At 42.1% G+C, this 19,060-nt stretch carries 16 protein-coding genes and 1 tRNA gene; 1 reads left to right on the top strand and 16 read right to left on the bottom strand.

Annotated features, from left to right (window positions below):
- Positions 1–43: 43 nt before the first annotated feature.
- The 6 genes from FK004_RS07575 to FK004_RS07550 are packed head-to-tail and all read right to left on the bottom strand — an operon-like array spanning position 44 to position 5,430.
- Positions 44–1,300 (bottom strand): hemolysin family protein, encoded by a 1,257-nt coding sequence (locus FK004_RS07575; RefSeq protein ID WP_108736717.1) that lies wholly within the window; start codon positions 1,298–1,300, stop codon positions 44–46.
- Positions 1,301–1,311: 11 nt separating this feature from the next.
- The gene (locus FK004_RS07570; RefSeq protein ID WP_108736716.1) at positions 1,312–1,503 is read right to left on the bottom strand and encodes a hypothetical protein; all 192 of its coding nucleotides are present in this window, start codon (positions 1,501–1,503) and stop codon (positions 1,312–1,314) included.
- A 10-nt stretch (positions 1,504–1,513) separates the two neighbouring features.
- Positions 1,514–2,074, bottom strand: a complete 561-nt coding sequence (gene lptC / locus FK004_RS07565) for an LPS export ABC transporter periplasmic protein LptC (RefSeq protein WP_108736715.1) — start codon at positions 2,072–2,074, stop codon at positions 1,514–1,516.
- A 1-nt stretch (position 2,075) separates the two neighbouring features.
- Positions 2,076–3,443 (bottom strand): tetratricopeptide repeat protein, encoded by a 1,368-nt coding sequence (locus FK004_RS07560; RefSeq protein ID WP_108736714.1) that lies wholly within the window; start codon positions 3,441–3,443, stop codon positions 2,076–2,078.
- Positions 3,444–3,461: 18 nt separating this feature from the next.
- Positions 3,462–4,703: a BamG family beta-barrel-assembly machinery protein gene (gene bamG, locus FK004_RS07555; protein WP_108736713.1), complete on the bottom strand. Its 1,242-nt coding sequence runs from the start codon at positions 4,701–4,703 to the stop codon at positions 3,462–3,464.
- Complete coding sequence (locus tag FK004_RS07550) at positions 4,696–5,430, bottom strand: type III pantothenate kinase (protein ID WP_108736712.1); 735 nt, start codon at positions 5,428–5,430, stop codon at positions 4,696–4,698. The genes bamG and FK004_RS07550 overlap by 8 nt, the downstream gene beginning before the upstream one ends.
- A gap of 99 nt (positions 5,431–5,529) precedes the next feature.
- Here FK004_RS07550 and FK004_RS07545 point away from each other — a divergent pair.
- Positions 5,530–5,602: transfer RNA gene (locus FK004_RS07545), tRNA-Phe, on the top strand.
- Positions 5,603–5,728: 126 nt separating this feature from the next.
- On the opposite strand, the gene FK004_RS07540 is transcribed toward FK004_RS07545, so the two are convergent.
- The 10 genes from FK004_RS07540 to FK004_RS07500 all read right to left on the bottom strand — a co-directional run bounded on the left by FK004_RS07540 (position 5,729) and on the right by FK004_RS07500 (position 19,028).
- The gene (locus tag FK004_RS07540) at positions 5,729–6,607 is read right to left on the bottom strand and encodes a DMT family transporter (protein ID WP_108736711.1); all 879 of its coding nucleotides are present in this window, start codon (positions 6,605–6,607) and stop codon (positions 5,729–5,731) included.
- Positions 6,608–6,920: 313 nt separating this feature from the next.
- On the bottom strand, positions 6,921–9,158 hold the full coding sequence (locus tag FK004_RS07535) for a multicopper oxidase domain-containing protein (protein ID WP_193844357.1): 2,238 nt from the start codon (positions 9,156–9,158) through the stop codon (positions 6,921–6,923).
- A gap of 45 nt (positions 9,159–9,203) precedes the next feature.
- Positions 9,204–10,037: a DUF3347 domain-containing protein gene (locus FK004_RS07530; RefSeq protein ID WP_108736709.1), complete on the bottom strand. Its 834-nt coding sequence runs from the start codon at positions 10,035–10,037 to the stop codon at positions 9,204–9,206.
- 101 nt (positions 10,038–10,138) lie between these two features.
- On the bottom strand, positions 10,139–10,528 hold the full coding sequence (locus FK004_RS07525) for an HYC_CC_PP family protein (RefSeq protein WP_157956054.1): 390 nt from the start codon (positions 10,526–10,528) through the stop codon (positions 10,139–10,141).
- A gap of 87 nt (positions 10,529–10,615) precedes the next feature.
- Entirely contained in the window at positions 10,616–12,529 is a 1,914-nt protein-coding gene (locus FK004_RS07520) for a heavy metal translocating P-type ATPase (RefSeq protein WP_108736707.1), read from the bottom strand.
- A 93-nt stretch (positions 12,530–12,622) separates the two neighbouring features.
- Positions 12,623–13,858 (bottom strand): efflux RND transporter periplasmic adaptor subunit, encoded by a 1,236-nt coding sequence (locus FK004_RS07515; protein ID WP_108736706.1) that lies wholly within the window; start codon positions 13,856–13,858, stop codon positions 12,623–12,625.
- A 9-nt stretch (positions 13,859–13,867) separates the two neighbouring features.
- The gene (locus tag FK004_RS07510) at positions 13,868–15,109 is read right to left on the bottom strand and encodes a TolC family protein (RefSeq protein ID WP_227871688.1); all 1,242 of its coding nucleotides are present in this window, start codon (positions 15,107–15,109) and stop codon (positions 13,868–13,870) included.
- A 55-nt stretch (positions 15,110–15,164) separates the two neighbouring features.
- Complete coding sequence (locus tag FK004_RS07505; protein WP_108736704.1) at positions 15,165–18,305, bottom strand: efflux RND transporter permease subunit; 3,141 nt, start codon at positions 18,303–18,305, stop codon at positions 15,165–15,167.
- A 103-nt stretch (positions 18,306–18,408) separates the two neighbouring features.
- Positions 18,409–18,726, bottom strand: coding sequence for a DUF6660 family protein (locus FK004_RS19175; protein WP_157956053.1), 318 nt, complete (start codon positions 18,724–18,726; stop codon positions 18,409–18,411).
- Between the two features lie 104 nt (positions 18,727–18,830).
- Positions 18,831–19,028: a YqaE/Pmp3 family membrane protein gene (locus FK004_RS07500; protein WP_108736703.1), complete on the bottom strand. Its 198-nt coding sequence runs from the start codon at positions 19,026–19,028 to the stop codon at positions 18,831–18,833.
- Positions 19,029–19,060: the final 32 nt, after the last annotated feature.

Here is a 19,060-nt window from a genome sequence, read left to right as displayed (position 1 = left end):
TAAAGTTATATTTTCAAATAAATATGTAAAATAAATCGGGTTTTTATTCCCCAAGTCTTAATTTGACTAACTCAATCTTATTGTTTGTGGCTGATTGTATTGTAAAATAATAACGCCCAATTCGGATTTGATCGCCATTATGCGGAATTTCTGTCGTAGCATCTACAATAAATCCACCCAATGTGGTATAAGAATCACATTCAGGAATGTCCAGTTTGTATATTTGATTGATGTATTCCACATCCAGGCGGGCAGAGAATAAATAGGATCCATCTTCAAGTGGCTGTTCTATCAGTTCTTCGTCCTGATCATGCTCATCTTCAATTTCGCCGAAAAGCTCTTCTACAATATCCTCAATAGAAATCATACCGGAAGTCCCTCCGTATTCATCGAGTACAACCGCAATGCTTTTACGCTTTTTCGTCAGTATATTCAGCACTTCCTTGATATAAATTGTTTCCGGAACAAACTCTACAGGAATCATCACATCAGCAATAAGTGCTGGTTTTTTAAAAAGGTCAAAAGAATGGACATAACCGAGGATATCATCAAAAGAATCCTGGTAGACTAAAATTTTGGAATATCCCGTTTCTACAAAAAGTGCCCGTAGCCCAGCTACCGATTCCGTTGCTTCTACGGCAACCAATTCGGTTCTTGGCGTCATAATATCCCGGGCTTTCAGGTCTGAAAACTCTAATGCATTTCGAAATATCTGAATTTCCGAATCGACCATTTCACGGTTCTCCACCTGATCCATCTGCTCGTTGATGTAATCCCCAAGCTCTATTTTGCTAAATGCAAGCTCCAGTTCCGGTCCTTTAATTTTAAAAAGCTTTTGCAGAATCAGGTCTGACATCCAAATGATAAAGCAGGAAACATAATAGAAGATCCGGTAAAAAAAATATGCCGGAAGCGCAAATACTTTCATAATCGTATTCGCATAAATCCTAAAAAAAACTTTGGGAAGAAATTTGGCGGTAATCGTAATTAGCAGTGCCGCGGCGGCCATTTGGAGAAATAGCCGAAAAACCGGATGTAATATATAGGCCGAATCGAGCTCATCCAATATAATACGGCTGATCACAAAACCATAGATCACCATAGAAACCGTATTCCCCACGAGCATTGCCGCTATAAATTGGGAAGGCTTCTCAATAAGCCGGGCTAATATACCGGAAAGAAAATTATCCTGTTGTTTCTCGATACCGAGATAGACTTTGTTGGCTGAAATAAAAGCGACTTCCATTCCAGAAAAAAAGGCGGAAAATAATAACGTTATGATAATGATACTAATTCCCATAGATGAACTTTTTATTTATCCCGTTGCTGAAATTTACGGGTATGCCTGCGTCTGAAAAAAAACATGAATACAGCTGCTGCTGCAAAAAGGAAACTGATAACCGGCGTTCCTGTACCCGGCGCATTCAGCTTACTGATTCCATCATAGAGAAAAAGTACTGCTAAAATTAAATAAAAAAAATAAACGTATTGTAGAAATTTCATGATATGTATTTTAAAAATCGGATGCCTGCCCTACTCCTGTAAAATCCTGTGCGTTAAAATAGCTCAGGTCTTTATTTGCATCAAACCCATTGGAGTAGAACACATTTTCAGGTCCCGATGTGAACCTGCATTTTTGTTCTGTAAAAAACCATTCCCGTTTTTGGTCAAAATACAACTGGGATGTTTCCAGGACTTTGCCATCCTGAGAGGTAACCTTGACATGCCCCCGTAAATCGATAATATCCGACTGGGAATAGCTTATCGCGTAGTCAGAAACCACATAGCTCTTTTTAGCATTATTATCAAATATAGTCACATCCACCCCTTTTGGAAACTCGGTAAAAGGATAGGCGATATTCGAGAAATCAAGCATCTGTTTGCTGACTAATATGGCTTTTATTTTTCCGGAATCGGTATATTTCATAGTAAAATTCTCTGCTTCACCTACCGGGGTAAACTCGGTAACATTAAACTTCTGGACATCTTTGAAATTACTTTCACAGCCATAAAGCAATAGCACAGCAGGCAACACCAGAAGTGTCAGTCGTATTTTAGTTGGATCTAATACCATATTATAATTTTGGCACCGATACTGATTCCTGTATCCAACAGCCAAAAGCCACTTGTTTACCTTTCATCTTCGCTGCAGCAATTTCTTCTTTTGAAGGCGCTTTTTTACGGTATCCGGCAGCTATCTGCTCTGCAGAAACCTTCATTTTGGGCTCTGCCACTACTGATTTCATTACTGTTTCAGCAGCCAGCCAGTATAAGGCTTTTTTCTCAAATGCCGTTGTCCCGCATTGGTCACCGGCAGCTGTATAAAGCTGGGCCAGGAAAAAATAGGGTTGTGAAAAAGCCGGGTTTTCAAGCATCGCCTGAGTTGCATATTTTTTTGCCGTAGCATTATCTTTTCCGGAATAGCTGTTTGCCATTCTGAAATATAATCTTGCTTTCTCCTTCTTATCGGATTGTTTGCTTATGGACTCATTGAAATAAGCCGTTGCTTTTTCTGTATTCTTATCTCTTTGGGCAAGTACTCCCATATAAAAAGCCGCTGTAGCAGTAGGTGAAACTTTATAAAAAGCATCCGCCAGCTTTGGGAATACCGCATTGCGATCACAATGTTGCGTATCCAATCGGTACAATGCCATTTCTAACCATGGACCATCAGCACTATGCGCTGCAAATGCACCATCATAATAGGCAGCCAATGCATCACAATTTGTCAGTTGCTTTACGGACTTATCTAAATTTTTAGAAATGATCTCAAATGACTCTGCTTTTTGGGCAGCAGCCTGTAATACAATCTTCTCATCGAGGCTCAATTCCTGTGACTTTTGCTTTGAAAGCAATCCATTTTCAGTTTCAGAAGCCAGCTTTAGCTCCTGGTCTGCGATTAAGGAAAGAGCGCTACTAATTTCTATAAAATGTGCAATAGTCACTCCTTTGTCCTTGGCTTTATAGCGGGTATACAACAATGTCGCATAAGCATCTACTGCCTCCGGACTTTTAAAAGCGGTTGGATTTGCCTTAAATGCCTGTTCGAATAAAGCATATACCTCATCTTCAGGAACCGCTTGAAAACGGTACAGCACTAATGCTTTTTTAAGGGAATTGTTTTTTGTATTCTGAGGGTAGTTTTTATCATACTCATCATAAAGCTTCGCAAAATCACGGGCAACAGCATTTTTCTCATCACCGTTATTCATGACTTCCATCTTATGATTCAGTATTGCCTCTCCATAGGTATAAAGCGCCTCACTAAACGTTGGACATTTCTTTCTAAGACCTGCCAGCATCTCATAAGCCTCATCGAATTTGTCAGCTCTGTGAAGTTCTTCAAAAGCAGTAAAATCCCTTTCACATTCCTTTTTCTTATCCTGAGCTGAAGCCAGGAATCCGTTCAGGATCGCAAACAAAAAAACAAGTTTAAGCTTCATAATTATGTCGTTATTTTATCAATCGTAATATCTTTTTCTAAACCAACTGTCACTTACCGTGATGCCAATCACCAGGTTAAAATAATTTTCCTGTATCAGCCCCGCAGATTTAGTACCTCTTTTTCCGTATTCTAATCCAATATTCAGGCTCGAAAAATTATTCGCTACCGGAAGGCCAAACCCTAAAGTAAAACCAAGGTCTTTTATATCCTGATTGTTTACTACCAGCCCCGTGTTCTCATATTTTATACCTGCACGATAGGTAATTGTACTGAAATAACTGCTAAAAGAAGCATAGTTAGGGACATAATAGCCTCCTACAGATAATTTAGTGCCATTTTTATAGCTGGCAGAAATATCCTGGAATCGGTTGGTCATTTTGCTGGTCTCTGAAAAAGTAAGTTCCGTTCCGACCATCCATTTTCTATTTTCTCCAAAACCTGCACCAATAGCAAATTTAGACGGTATTACCAAATCAGTATCACCCATTGGGATGTCCTGGCTGTCGCGAATAACTTCTGTTCCGGTACTACCATATGAGATTGTAGCAATATTTCTGGAATTCTTAGATTTTATTTTTGATTCCGGGGTATAAATGGCACTGCTGTAGAAATCATACTTCTTATTTATTTTGGCAGCATACATCGCACCAAAATTAAAACTAAGTCCACCCAGGTCCGAATTATTGTATTCCCGTGTTCCGTATTGTACTGCTTGTCGGAAAAGGATATTTCTTGTATCGATCTGTCCAAAATTATATTGTATCTCTCCACCCAGGCTCAACTGTGGTGTGATTTGGTATCCTGCTCCAAGAAAGGTTCTGTTCATTCCCCCTTCTCCGGTATACCGTCTGCTATCAACATTTACGGTATTGGTTTCAATTTTATACCCAACCGAAGTATAAGGCATCAATCCAAAACCAAATCCCCATTTTCCAACCGGGATTCCAACAGCCAGATAATCCAGTGATGTCCTGCTTGAATTGGCAGTTTCAGTATCTGTTTTTAGGCCTACTGAACTTGTACTTCCTCCTAATGAAAATGTAGCCCTTTTTAATGAAGCATATCCAGCAGGGTTCTGAAGATTGATATGTGTACTATCAGGAAAAATGCTCAATCCTCCCATTGCACGGTTTTCGGCGGTGCCTTTAAACCTTTGATCTCCTATCCCGTAAAAGGAATATGGTGACGAAGTCCCTTCCTGAGCAGCAGAAACTAATGAAAAAAGCAACCCAATGCTTACTAAAAGTCTTTTAATCATTGTGAATTTTATATTGGAATAAGTTGTTCAGACTTTCTAAAAGAAAATTTGAATTGGCAAATATGGTATTTTTTAATCGTTTAGCCAAAAAATCAGCGTCTCCACCCGTTAAAATTATTGTAAATTTTGAATATTCCTTTTTATATTGATCTATAAATCCGTCTATTTCAAAAATCACCCCATTAACGACTCCGGAGTGGATGGACTGTTCTGTGGAGTTCCCGATAAAATGTGTAGGATCACCGAAGGTTAATAACGGTAATTTCGCTGTAAAATTATGCAAGGCTTCATAACGCAAACGGAATCCCGGGGCTATAGCCCCACCTAAGTACTGATCTTCGGCATTTATAAAGTCATACGTAATACAGGTACCTATATCAATAACTAATCGGTTCTGTCCGGGATAAGCCAAAACGGCTCCTGCTGCCAAAACCATACGATCAATTCCTAAAGTCATCGGTGTGGCGTAGTTATTTTGAAAAGGAAAAAGACCGGAATTCGTAATAAAGCCTATTTTAGCCCGTTTTTCAAAAGCCAGAAAGTCCTCTTTTTCCAATTTTCCGACCGAAGCGACGACCAAATCACTAATTTTCGGGTAGGCACTGAAAATTTTTTCAATATTTTTTTTAAAATTTTCACGATCAAAAACGAACTGCTCCAAAAGAGTATCTTTCTCAAAGACAGCACCTTTAATTCTCGTATTCCCCACATCGACTGTTAACACCATATCCTTAGATTTAAAAAAGCGAAGATACGAATTGATTTTTTTTTAAAAATGTTTTGGAGAAACTAAAAAACATCCTATATTTGCACCCGCAACAAGGCCGGTACCTTAGCTCAGATGGTAGAGCAATGGACTGAAAATCCATGTGTCCCTGGTTCGATCCCTGGAGGTACCACTTTAAAACCGAAACCCCGATTATCTTACGATAATCGGGGTTTTCTTATTAAACCCTATTGGGTACTTGCCCTTTAAAATTTTCCTTACTGCATTATTCCCAAAGCAAAAGCATGCTCTTATTAAATCAAACTCGGGACTTTTTCTGAAAATAAAGTAAATCCAGGATTTGAAAAAGTAGCGACATCAGGATTAAACCAACTCCCATGTAAAAATAGATTGTCATCTCCTTACTTTCGTTAAAGAGCAAAATGGCTAAAATAATACTATATACCGGTTCCAGATTAAAACTCAGGCTTACTGTAAAAGCGGTTAGTTTACGGGATGCATTGGTAATCAAATAATACATAAACACGGTGCAGACCAACGAAAGCACTAAAAGATAAAGTACATCCTGCCGGGATGGGATAAAATCCAAAGCCGGAATCCACAATTGATACACCGGCACGATCAAACCAATCCCCAAAGCCCCGCCTATCATCTGGTACAGGGTGATCGTTGGCGTTTGATAGCGTTTTGACAACCGTTCATTATAAATATTGAACAAGGCACAAAAGAAAGAGGAAATAACCCCCAGTATAATCCCAAAGCGGTATTTGGAATCAAAACTAAAAATAAGGACAAGCCCTATCACTGTAAGACTGCTCAGCCCTATTTCGCGGATTGAAATCCTATTACGATTCAGCAATGGTTCAAGAAAAGCAGTAAAGAAACCTGTTAATGCAAAACAAACGACTCCAACGGATACTGTGGCATACTTAATACTGCCGTAAAAAAGCAACCAGTGGATTCCTAAGAGCAATCCCACAGCTGCGATGCTGCACATTGATTTTAATGAAATTTGTTCTGTTTTCCGCCAACGAGCTATCAATAACAGGAATAAAGCGGATAAAATCAAGCGGTACCATGTGAGCAACACTTCATTTATAATGATTAATTTCCCAAAAACACCTGTAAATCCTGCTAAAAAAACGGCAAAATGCAATTGAAGTAATGCTTTTTTCATCTGTAGTAAAATTAAACGCGGCTACCAAAACACCAAACAATACTTTCTGCTGTGGCAAAAGCCACATGCAATTTTATAAGAGGGGGTGTTATATTAAGTATGCCTGCAGAAAATCTTTAGAGGATCAATAGCTGCTATAGTAAAACACGAATATAGTATTTTTGGAGGCTTCCAAAAATACTACAATACTATTGCTTACAGTTTATCCCTTCATAGCGCTACATAGTAGTCATTTTATAAGCACCGAGGAATCAGCAAGCCCGTAATAACTAAAAGCTCCTGAAGGAATCCCTCAGAAGCTTTTTTTATGCAATTAATAAGTCAGCACTAATCCGCCACCCATTCCCATATCACTATCATAATGTGCGGATAACGACCAGTATTTCGTCATTATATACCGGGAACCGACACTGTATTCGAAATCCGTATTCCAGGATCCCCAAAGCCGTAATCGTGATGTAACCGGTATATCATCCCGCTTGAACTGCACCCGGGCTTTTCCCTGATGATCCAGCCTGAAATCCGCATTGACCAGCCAGGGCAACTGATAGATAATCCCGATGCACACTACAGCCCGCTGGTTCTGGGTACTCGCCTGCCCGAAGAGATTACTCCCCGGATCATCGTTGCTATGGTACCGGAAATCAAATCCCCCGTATGCGGAAAGGTATTGATTCCGATCCAGATAGCGCCCAAAATGTGCTTCTGTTTCATATCCGGATCGGTCGTTAAAGCCAAGCCTCCATTCGACATCAAAAAAATTGCGGGTATTTTCGAGGCGCATATCACCATCACTCCCATTGCTTTCGAGTCCTATATTGGCAGAGAAGTAATACCGCCTGTCATCATTGTACACAATTTTCAGGGCTTTCTCCGGATCCGGAATCTGGGGATTGGGCGGCGAATTTTCGTAGGTAAAAATCCTTCCCATTCCCGACATCATGTGATACAATATGTGGCAATGAAAAAACCAGTCGCCATATTCTTCTGATGCATGAAACTCGATTGTATCGGTTTCCATAGGCATGACATCAATCACATTTTTCAATGGTGCATAATCGCCCTGTCCATTCAATATCCGGAAAAAGTGCCCATGCAGGTGCATCGGATGGCGCATCATTGAATTGTTGTAAATTACAATTAGGATGTTTTCTCCTTTTTTAATCAGGATTTTATCGGTTTCCGAAACTGTTTTATTATTGATTGTCCAGACATAGCGGTTCATATTACCCGTCAGCTCAAAATTCAATACCCGTACCGGCCCTTCGGGCAATACCGTTTTCTCCGGCGCTTTTAGCATCGCATAGTTTAATGTTACCAAATCCTCAGTACCTCCAGTTGGCATAGTATGCCCTTTCATGCCCGGCATATCCATAGCCTCCATCTTCTCATTTGATGGCTGATGTTCGGGCATGGTAGCTCCGGATTTGTCTGTTTTTCCGGTTATTTCAGGATACATGACGGCATTCATATCCATTTGCTGCAGGCTCATATTCATTCCCATATCCTTCATATTCCCACCCAGTGTCATCATATCGTTCATCATCTTCATGCCTTCGAAATAATCCAGTTTCGGCAACGGTGCCTGCAATTGCTTCACACCACTTCCCAGCCATAAAGAAGCATGCCCGGTACGGTCTTCGGCAGTTGCCAGGAATTCATACGCCATGCCCTCCGCGGGAATCGTAACTTGGACATCATAGGTTTCCGAAGCCCCTACAATCAAGCGATCTACTGCTACAGGAACCACATCCTGCCCATCCGATGCTACAACGTCAATTTTCCCTCCGGCATAATTCAGCCAGAAATAGGTTGAAGAACTGCCATTTATTACCCGGATGCGTACTTTTTCCCCGGCTTTAAACTGAGGTGCCTCGGCATCGGTTTTTCCATTGGCAAAAAAGCGTTCATAATACACATCACTTACATCCATCGCATGCATGCGTTTCCATTCATTGGTGAGTTTGGTTTTCAGGTGTCCTTTCCCAATTGCTGCTGCATAATTCTGGGTCGCCCCTTTTTTAATGGCATACCAATCGGTTGCTTTGTGCAAAGACCGCTCTACCTCATGGGGATCGGCATCTGTCCAGTCACTCAGCAATAAGGTATATTCCCTTAGTTTTGGTGGTTCTTTTTTATGGATCACCAACGCGCCATACATTCCTGACTGCTCCTGTAGCATCGTATGGGAATGATACCAGTAGGTGCCGCTTTGCCGGATTGGAAATTTATAAGTATGTACCGACATCCCTTTTATCGGAGCAGTGGTAAGATAAGGTACCCCATCCTGTTCATTAGGCAGCAATAATCCGTGCCAGTGGATTGACGTTTCATGATGCATGGTGTTGTGTACGCGAATTACCGCAGTATCACCTTCTGTAAAATATAAAGTAGGTGCCGGAATCTGCCCATTGATCGCAATCGCTTTTACCGATTTCCCGGTATAATTCACTACCGTATCCCTAACGTATAAATCATATTCCTTAGTGTCCTGTGCCCGCAGGATCAGCACTCCAAAAAAGAAGAGCAGTAAAGTTAATTTTTGTTTCATAAGAGCCATGATGTAAAGCCGGCCCTAAGCCAGACCGGCCTAAGGTTATTGTATGGTTTCTACCGTGCTGCCACAGCTTAACATCTGTGCTCCGTAATATGGATTCTTCACCGTACTTTCACGGCTTACCCATGTGGCTCCTTTTCCATCATTAAACATTGGACAGTTTTGATAGTAGACTGTTCCTCCGGATTTAAAAGCTTTAAATACAGGATACATTGCTTTTGACAAAGAAACAAAACGCTCCCTTTGGTGTTCAATATCTTTTGTGCCTGCAATATGAACAGCATCTTCCTGTATTGTTTTCAGCGCCTTCATCCACACTGCATGCTGTTCCGGCTTCATCCCTTCCATAGCCACACCTTTGATCGCAGTGACCAAAGTGGTTCCTTTTGCTGCTGCAGTGACCCCGTTAGATTGTACCAATGCCTCTTTTAAATTAAAATAGGCCGCATACACATTCCCTACTCCTTTTTCCTGAGCTGGTGTAACAGTTTTTGCTTCAAGAAGAGCAGTTGCAGCTACCGTTTTTGTTTGCACCGGCCTTTCATACTGGCAACATTCAGGTAATTTAGCATAGGCTGCGTCAGGGGCACGGAAAGCATCGCTATCATACCCGGCATACGCTATTTTTTTAGTAACAGCTTCCGGAGTTGTCTTCTGGCTGTCATAGGTTAGCGTAAGCATTTTACTATCGACATTCCAATCCGCCTGAGCTATGCCTTTTTCATTGGCGGCTTTTTCGATTGTTTTTTTACACATACCACAGTTTCCGTATATTTTTACAGTAGCGGTTTTGGCATTTTTAATTTGGGATTCACAGCTGGTCACAGTGGTAAAAATCATCAGGACCATTAAAATTTTATGGATTGTTTTCATTATTTATCGTATTTGCGTTTAAAATTAATCCGTAGTATTGCTATACTACAGCACATCCGATTGTATGAGATACATCGGCATTAGTCTAATAAAACGGTAAATCAAATACGGAAAACCCTGTTCAACAGATAGATTGGCCTTTTAAATAGCGGTGGCGGTGGAAATAAAGTAGTTTCCTTTTGAAATGCAGCCTCAAAAATACCCGGTATGGGAAAAATTTCCGTTACGGCAGGAAGCAGGCAGAAAGGATTGGCAAAGCTCTGAGAGAACAATTCTGCCTTTTGCTGGCTGTCGTCCATCTTAAAAGTCTGCTCTTTGTCTTCGCAGCATCCTTTTTTCATTTTCTGCGAGCCGCAGAAACATTTTTCCATTGCTGACATCTTGTGTGAAATAGCCATCAGTTCACTACCACAAAAATGTGCCGATACATTCACTCCTATGGCAGGAACGATGTACAGGATCATAAGTAATGTAACGAATAACTTTTTCATTTGTCAAAAAAAGAATAAAAGCAAAATTAGGCAAATCGGCGTAGATTATGTCTAATATGACGTTAAAAGTAATTTCTCATCGCAGCTTTACAATTTCAGGCGTTGGATGCGTACGGCATTTAATATGGCCAGTAATGCTACCCCAACATCTGCAAATACTGCCTCCCATAACGTCGCAAGTCCTCCGGCACCTAAAATTAATACTACAGCTTTCACTGCAAAAGCCAGGCTGATATTCTGCACTACAATTTTACGGGTTTCACGCCCTATTTGTATGGCTACCGGGATTTTGCCCGGCTGGTCGTTCTGGATCACAATATCTGCGGTTTCGATAGCAGCATCACTACCCAGTCCACCCATAGCAATACCGGCATCTGCCAGCGCAATTACAGGAGCATCATTAACACCATCGCCTACAAAAGCCAGGATCCGTTTTTGGTCTTTCAGCTCCTGCACTTTTGCAACTTTGCCTTCTGGCAGCAAATCACCAAAGGCGGTATCTATTTTTAAGAGCTGTGCTACACGGTCCACAATGCTCTGTTTGTCTCCACTTAACATTACAGTCTTTATACCGAGTGCATGCAATTTCGCAATCGTTTCAGCAGCATCCTCCTTGATCTCATCGGCAATAGTAATATAGCCCGCATAACGGCCGTCTACTGCTACCACAACGATGGTTTCCGGATTATCATCTACTGTTTTATCGTAGGCAATATTATATTTTTTCAATAGCTTCACATTCCCTGCCAGTACCTTTTTTCCACCGACTGTTCCGGAAAGCCCATGACCCGGAATTTCTTCCACTCCACTAACTTCCGGCAGTTGTTCCCCACTTCCCGCATGCCTAACGATAGCAGCGGCAATAGGATGTGTCGATTTTGCCTCCAGTGCCGCAGCCAACAGCAACAGTTCCTTACGGTCAAAATCAACCGTATGGATTTCCTGTACTTCGAAAACTCCTTTTGTCAGGGTTCCGGTTTTGTCCATTACCACGGTATCTACCTTTGTAATCACATCCAGAAAATTACTGCCTTTGAACAGTATACCCTTACGTGACGCCAGCCCTATTCCTCCAAAATAACCCAATGGAACGGAAATTACCAAAGCACATGGACAGGAAATCACCAGGAATACCAGAGCACGGTACAGCCAATTGGTAAAAACATAATCCGCTACAAAAAAGTACGGAACTATGGTAATTGCAATAGCCAAAAACACCACAATTGGGGTGTATATTTTCGCAAAACGACTGATAAACAATTGCGTCTGTGACTTCCTCGCCGTAGCATCCTGCACCATTTTCAAGATTCCGGAGAGTTTACTGTCTTTGAACAAGGCTGTCACTTTAACATCGGCAAGGGTTTGCAGGTTAATCATCCCTGCCAGTACAACTTCACCTTCTTTTTTGGTATCGGGTTTGCTTTCTCCGGTTAATGCAGCCGTATCAAAAGCCGCTTTTTCCGATAACAATATACCATCAAGGGCGACTTTTTCTCCCGGTTTCACCTGGATAATCTCCCCAACGGTAACTGCTGTCGGATTGATAGTAACCGCACCGGTATCGCGTAGTACCGTTACGGTGTCAGGACGTATATCCAATAAGGCTTTGATACTTCTTTTGGCCTTATTAACAGCGGCATCCTGGAAAAGTTCACCAATCGCATAAAATAGCATTACCGCTACACCCTCTGCATACTCTCCGATAAAAAAGGCACCGATCGTTGCAATTGACATCAGGAAAAATTCAGAGAATACATCACCGCGGCGTATGCTTTTCAAGGCCTCCCAGTTTACCGGAAGCCCGACCAAAGCATAGGCAACAAGGTACCAGCCCAATCGAAGTGGATTTTTAAAGAATTCCGCTTCCTGATGCTGTAATACCATCCCGGAAACCAATAATATAAAACTTACAATAGCCGGGATATAGGCTTTAATTGTACTTTCTTCATCATGAGCAGGGCTGTGCCCCTCATGATCATGATCTTCATGGTTATGTCCCATACTTTTACATTTTATAGTGCTATTCCACTGCCGATCACAGCAGGAATAAAGCAACAGATTCTTTTTTTCGTTTACTATTCAGCACGCAAGAGATTAATGCTCATGCCCGCCACCGCCTTCGCTTTTCAGCAAGTGGCTTTGAATATAATACGCCCCTTTTAGCACTATAGGTGCATTGGGTGGTACTTCGTGCAATAAAGATACCTCAACAAATCCTAATTGTGAAGTCCCGGTCTTAACTTCTATACGCTGGAAGTGAAAATGTTTCCCTTCTTCTACAGCGGGCTTACCGTGCTCTTCTTTTTTTTCGGTTTCTTCACCTTCAAGGATAAAAATAAACTCACGCCCTTCTGCCTTTACTACAGCTTCCACAGGTAGCGATTGCACATCTTTCGCTCCTACATCAATCAATGCATTCACATACATGCCGGAAATCAATGCCTGGTTCGCATTTAAAATATCAGCATGAACAGCTACCGACTTAGTTTCATTTTCAAAGGCTTTACCCACATTAAATACTTTTCCACGGATTTCCGTATTATCCTGATTTGTCAGTACAAATCTAATATTCTGTCCGGGTTTTACTTTGTACAGGTCTTTTTCGTATACCAATAAATCAACATGCAGTTTGGAATTATCCACGATGCTGAAAAGCGGTTTTCCTACTTCGGCATTACTTCCTAATTTAATAGTGATTTCGGTAATATAACCGGCTATTGGAGCCAATATCGGTAATGTCGCAGGGCCTCCCGGATTCAGGTGCAACAGGTTTAACTGCTGCTGTAATGAACTGAACCGTGCCTTTTCAATCTCATAGTCTGATTTGGTCTTTTGGTATGTCTTTTTAGAGTTTACATTTTCGTCACTTAGGGTTTTCTGGCGGTCGTATTCCAGGTTCAGGTATTCCAGATTGCTTTTAGACGTGAGGTAATCCTGTTGCAGGCGCGCGTATTCCGGGCTTTCCAGGGTAGCGAGTAATTGTCCTTTACGTACTAATTGCCCTTCGATCACCAAAATCGATTTTACTATTCCGGGAAGGTATACCGAAACATCAGCCTGGTTTTGTGGGGGTAACTTGGTATACCCATTGGCATTCACCACTTCACTCAGGTTTTTCATGGCGAAACTCCCCAACACAATACCGGAAGCCTTATACTGCGCCTCGTTCAGTTCCACTTCCCGTACCGCAGTACCCGCTTTTTCGATTTCGGTTGGATTTTCTGCTGTAGTTTTAGCAGGAGCCGGAGTCTTTCGGAAAGCAAAATAAAGCACTGCTGCAAGCACAACAGCTACTGCAATACCACCATATATACTATTCTTGTTTTTCATTGTCTTCTATTATTGATTCACCATAAACTGCAAATTGATTACAGTCTGGTTGTATTTATTTAAAGCATTAAGGTAATTGGTTCGTATGGTCATTGCGGTTTCTACAGCCTGAACGTACTCTACATATGATATGTCTCCGTTGCGATAGGCTTTGGAGGCATTTTCAGTCATCGTCTCCGCATTGGGCAATGCTGTTGTTTTGTAATACGCAATCAGGGATTCATAGGTCGCCAATTGCTCCCGTAATTGATAATATTGATTTTTCAGCTGTGCCTGTAGGTATTCGGCATCCTTCTGGCGAATTTCAATATTCGTTTTTGCCGCTTTGATCTTAGCTACGCCACTACCCGCAAAAAGTGGTAGTGAAATCCCTACCGTAAAACCCTGAAAGCGAGGTGCTCCATCATAATATACCGTCGCCCCGTTGACTTCCTGATTCCCGGTAAAGGATTGGATAAAATAACCAGCAGTAACATCCGGCATGAGGGTGGAGCGCTGCACTTTTGTAGCGGCTTCTGCTACCCGTACATTTTCAGCGGCTACCTGTAGGACGTTGTTTTTTACGACCATACTGCTGTCCAGTACTGTCAATGCCGGAAGTGCAGTGAGCAGTGTATCGGAAATCCGGAAATCTCCGGTATCATTCAGGTACGTTTTAAGTTTTGATTGCTCGACCCACAATAAAGCCTGGTTTTGCTTAATCTGTTGTTCCAGCTCCTGCTGCTTGGCTACGGCTGTTGTTTTTTCGAGCGCATTCGTTTCACCAGTATCAAATTTCAGGCTTGCCGATCTCACAAAGCGCTTCATCAGGCTGTTGTGTTTTTCCATAATCTTATTCAATTCGGCATAATACAACATGGCATTCCAGGATTGCCGGATGCTAAAAATCAATTCCTGTTGGGTCTGTGCTGCCTGCAAAGTACTTAAAGCACTATTGGCCTGCAGTAATTTCTTTTTGGCACCATACTGAAATGGGCTAAACGTCTGCGATACTGCAAAATTCCTATCGTTGGCTTTGGTATTGATTTGGCCAAATGTCCCTGTGAATTCCGTCTGTGGTAATTCATAAGCCGATTTCACCAATTGCAATTGCATTTTACTATCGAGTTGTGCCGCCTGCAGGTTGGGATTGTTCTTAATTCCTGCTGCAATGGCTTCATTTAAAGTAAGCGGAGATTGTGCTACCGTGACAGTTGCCCAGAGTAGGCTACAGAGTAGTAGTATTCCGTTTCTTTGAAAATTATTTTTCATTTTTTCTATTTTTTGAAGGTGGGAATTATGAATTTCCCTTCCTTTATTGTTTACTCTATACGTGTTGCTCCGGTTGCTCATTTTCTATTGCAGGCTCTTTTTTCTTTTCAAAAAAGTAATACAATATCGGCAATACGATTAGCGTCAACAAGGTCGCTGTTACCAATCCGCCAATAACTACTGTCGCCAAAGGCTTTTGTACTTCAGCTCCTGCAGTAGTGCTTAATGCCATCGGCAGAAACCCTAATGAGGCTACGGCAGCAGTCAGGATCACAGGACGAAGCCGAATTTTTGTCCCTTCCCGGATACGGTCTTCAATCTTGTGCATCCCATCTTTCCGCAATTGGTTAAAACACCCGATTAATACAATCCCGTTGAGTACTGCGACACCAAATAGTGCTATAAAACCTACTCCGGCAGAGATACTAAACGGCATTCCCCGAAGCCATAACGCAAATATGCCTCCGATAGCAGACAAAGGAATGGCAGTAAAAATGAGCAGCGATTGGCGGATGGAATGAAATGTAAAAAACAATAATATAAAAATAAGGGACAACGCAATAGGTACCGCAATAATCAGGCGCTTGTTGGCATCAATCAGGTTTTCAAACTGACCGCCAAACGTGGTATAATACCCATCCGGCAAATGCAGGTTTTTATCCAGTTTCGCCTGAATGGCCTCGACCACACCTTTGACATCTTTCCCACGCACATTGAATCCAACTACGATACGGCGCTTGCCATCCTCACGGCTGATTTGCATGGGGCCATCTTCATAATTAATGTCTGCAATTTGTTCCAATGGAATCTGGTTTCCGGTAGGCAGGGTTACAAAGAGTGATTTCAGGTTGGAAATATCCTGACGGCTGTTTTCATCGAGGCGTACCACCAGGTCAAAACGTTTTTCCCCTTCGTAAACTCTTCCCGCAGCTTCCCCCGCAAATCCGATACGAATCACGCGGTTCAGGTCGCCAATATTCAATCCGTATAATGCCAGTTTATCTTTATTATACCGTACAGCAATCTGTGGTAATCCCGCCACTCTTTCCAGCTTGGCATCTGTAACGCCTTCCACACCACTAATCAGTTGTAGCGTTTCTTCTCCTTTGCTAACCAGCATATCAATGTCTTCTCCAAAGATCTTAATAGCCACATCACTACGGACACCGGTCATCAATTCGTTAAAACGCATTTGTATCGGTTGGGAAAATTCGGTTGTGGCGCCCGGGATTTCTTCCAGGGCTTTCTCCATTTTTTCCATCAGTTCTTCTTTTGTTTTCGCAGAAGTCCATTCGCTTTTGTCTTTTAGCAAAATGATCATATCACCCGCTTCTATAGGCATCGGATCCGTCGGGATTTCAGCACTCCCGATCTTACTCACGACCATCCGTACTTCCGGGAACCTGGATTTTAATATTTGTTCCGCTTTGGTGGTTGCTTCAATTTCCTGAGAAAGTGAACTTCCGGAAGCAATAATCAGGTGGGTGGCAATATCACCTTCATCCAGTGTTGGGATAAATTCTCCGCCTAAAGTGCTAAACAGGAATAGTGCTACTGCAAAAAGTGCTATCGAACCTCCTATGACCGCTACTTTTACCCGAAGCGCCGCTTCCAATACCGGACGGTATACGCCGTAAATGGCATTGATAATCCTGTCACTGATATTTTTGGTATGTCCAGTTTCTTTTTTGAGAACCAAGGCACTCATCATGGGCACATAGGTCAAAGAGAGAATAAAAGCACCCAACAGGGCAAAACAAACCGTTTGCGCCATAGGGCCGAACATTTTTCCTTCAATCCCTACTAAAGCCAATATCGGCAGGTATACAATTAAGATGATGATTTCTCCAAATGCAGCACTACTCCTGATTTTAGAAGAGGCTTCATACACCTCAGCATCCATTTGTGCGGCCGTCAGCTGTCCTTTGCTCCTGACCTGTAAGCGATGGACAATGGCTTCGACAATAATCACCGCGCCATCAACAATAAGCCCGAAATCTATGGCACCAAGGCTCATCAGGTTACCACTAACGCCAAAGAGTTTCATCATGGCGATTGCAAAAAGCAGCGCTAACGGAATGACCGAAGCCACGACCAGGCCAGCACGCCAATTCCCCAGCAAGAGCACCAATATAAAAATAACGATCAATGCCCCTTCAATCAGGTTGGTCCGAATGGTACCAATCGCTTTATCGACCAGCTTCGTACGATCCATAAAAGGAGCAATGGAGACCCCTTTGGGTAGTGATTTTTTAATCTGCTCCATTTTTTCTTTTACACGAGCAACGACTTCACCGCTGTTTTCTCCTTTCAGCATCATTACCATACCGCTCACTTCTTCTCCTTTTCCATCTTTGGTAACAGCCCCATAACGGATACTACTGCCAATTTGTACTTTGGCGATATCGCGAACGAGTATTGGAATACCATTTTGGTTTTTGACCACAATTTTATTGATATCATCGATACTGCTTACCATCCCGATACCACGGATAAAATAAGCATAGGGCTTTTTATCAATATAGGCACCACCGGTATTTTCATTATTGGATTCCAATGCTGTAAAAATCTCAGCAATGGTGACATTCATACTTTTTAATTTATCCGGCTGTACCGCGATCTCATACTGTTTGAGCATCCCCCCAAGGGTATTCACCTCAGCCACTCCAGCCGTTCCAATCAATTGGGGTTTAATAATCCAGTCCTGGATGGTACGGAGTTCGGTTGCAGAAAAATCTTTTTCGTATCCCGCTTCCGGAAATACCACATATTGATAAATCTCACCCAATCCGGTACTTACAGGAGCCATTTCGGGCCGTCCGACGCCTTTGGGGATTTGCTCCTCAGTTTCCTTGAGGCGTTCAGAAATCTGGGCTCGCGCCCAATAGATATCGACATTTTCCTCAAACACCACGGTAACGACACTCAGCCCAAAGCGGCTGATGGATCGCAATTCCACGATTTTAGGAATGGGCTTTACAGCTTGCTCAATAGGGTAGGTAATAAATTGTTCCACTTCCTGGGTCGCCAGTGTGGGAGAGGTTGTAATAATTTGTACCTGATTGTTGGTGATGTCCGGCAGGGCATCCATGGGCAGGTGGTATAAGGAATAAGTCCCCACTACTACCAACGCCAGTGTCATTAATCCGATACTGAATTTATTGGTAATACTGAAATGAATAATGCGATCTAACATTAGGAAGGTGTATTATAATGATACATTCCATTACCAGCACTACTGGTAATAGCATTTTGTGGCTATAAGCCTCGCAAAAACAGCCGAACATTTCGGCCTATCATTATACTAACTGGGGTGGCTGCCAAATGGAGCCGTGGAAATCGGAGATGATGGATTCGTAGAAACTCGCTACCAATTCGTAAGAAGTGGTAAACTGTGGCAATTCAAAAAGTACAAATGCCTGCATGATAATTGGGCTTGCACAGCAGGAACACACACAAAACGGACTACAAAAGTCCTGATGGGAATCGCCAGCCTGAACGACTGCGGTTTGTGAAACTGCTATTCCTTGTGCATGCGCGTCACTGCATGGCAATACCGTCAGCAGCAATAGCCAGGCCGACAGGACAAGAGTTGTTATATAGCGTAATTTTTTCACCCGGTAAATGTAATTATTTTTTTGGCAGCCCCCATTAACAACATGTTAAAATCTATGGTATTACCTTTCGCAAGCGGCTGGAAACAAAATAATCCTCTGACAAATTACCTTCTGGCAGCCCGTATAATTTGAGCAGTCCTACGGTCGGCATACATCCTGTTAAGTGCTGTTACCGCCCATATAAATGCGGGAATCCAGCCTATAATTGTAATTTGTAAAATCAGGCATATAATTCCTGAACCTATTTTACCCTGGAGTATCAACGACAACCAAGGCAAAAAAAATGCCAACACATAACGCATATTCTTCTAATTTAGAGTGTACGAATATATAT

Origin of the sequence: Flavobacterium kingsejongi (genome assembly GCF_003076475.1) — a bacterium.
Taxonomy (GTDB): domain Bacteria; phylum Bacteroidota; class Bacteroidia; order Flavobacteriales; family Flavobacteriaceae; genus Flavobacterium; species Flavobacterium kingsejongi.
This window is presented reverse-complemented; position numbering and strand designations above follow the sequence as displayed.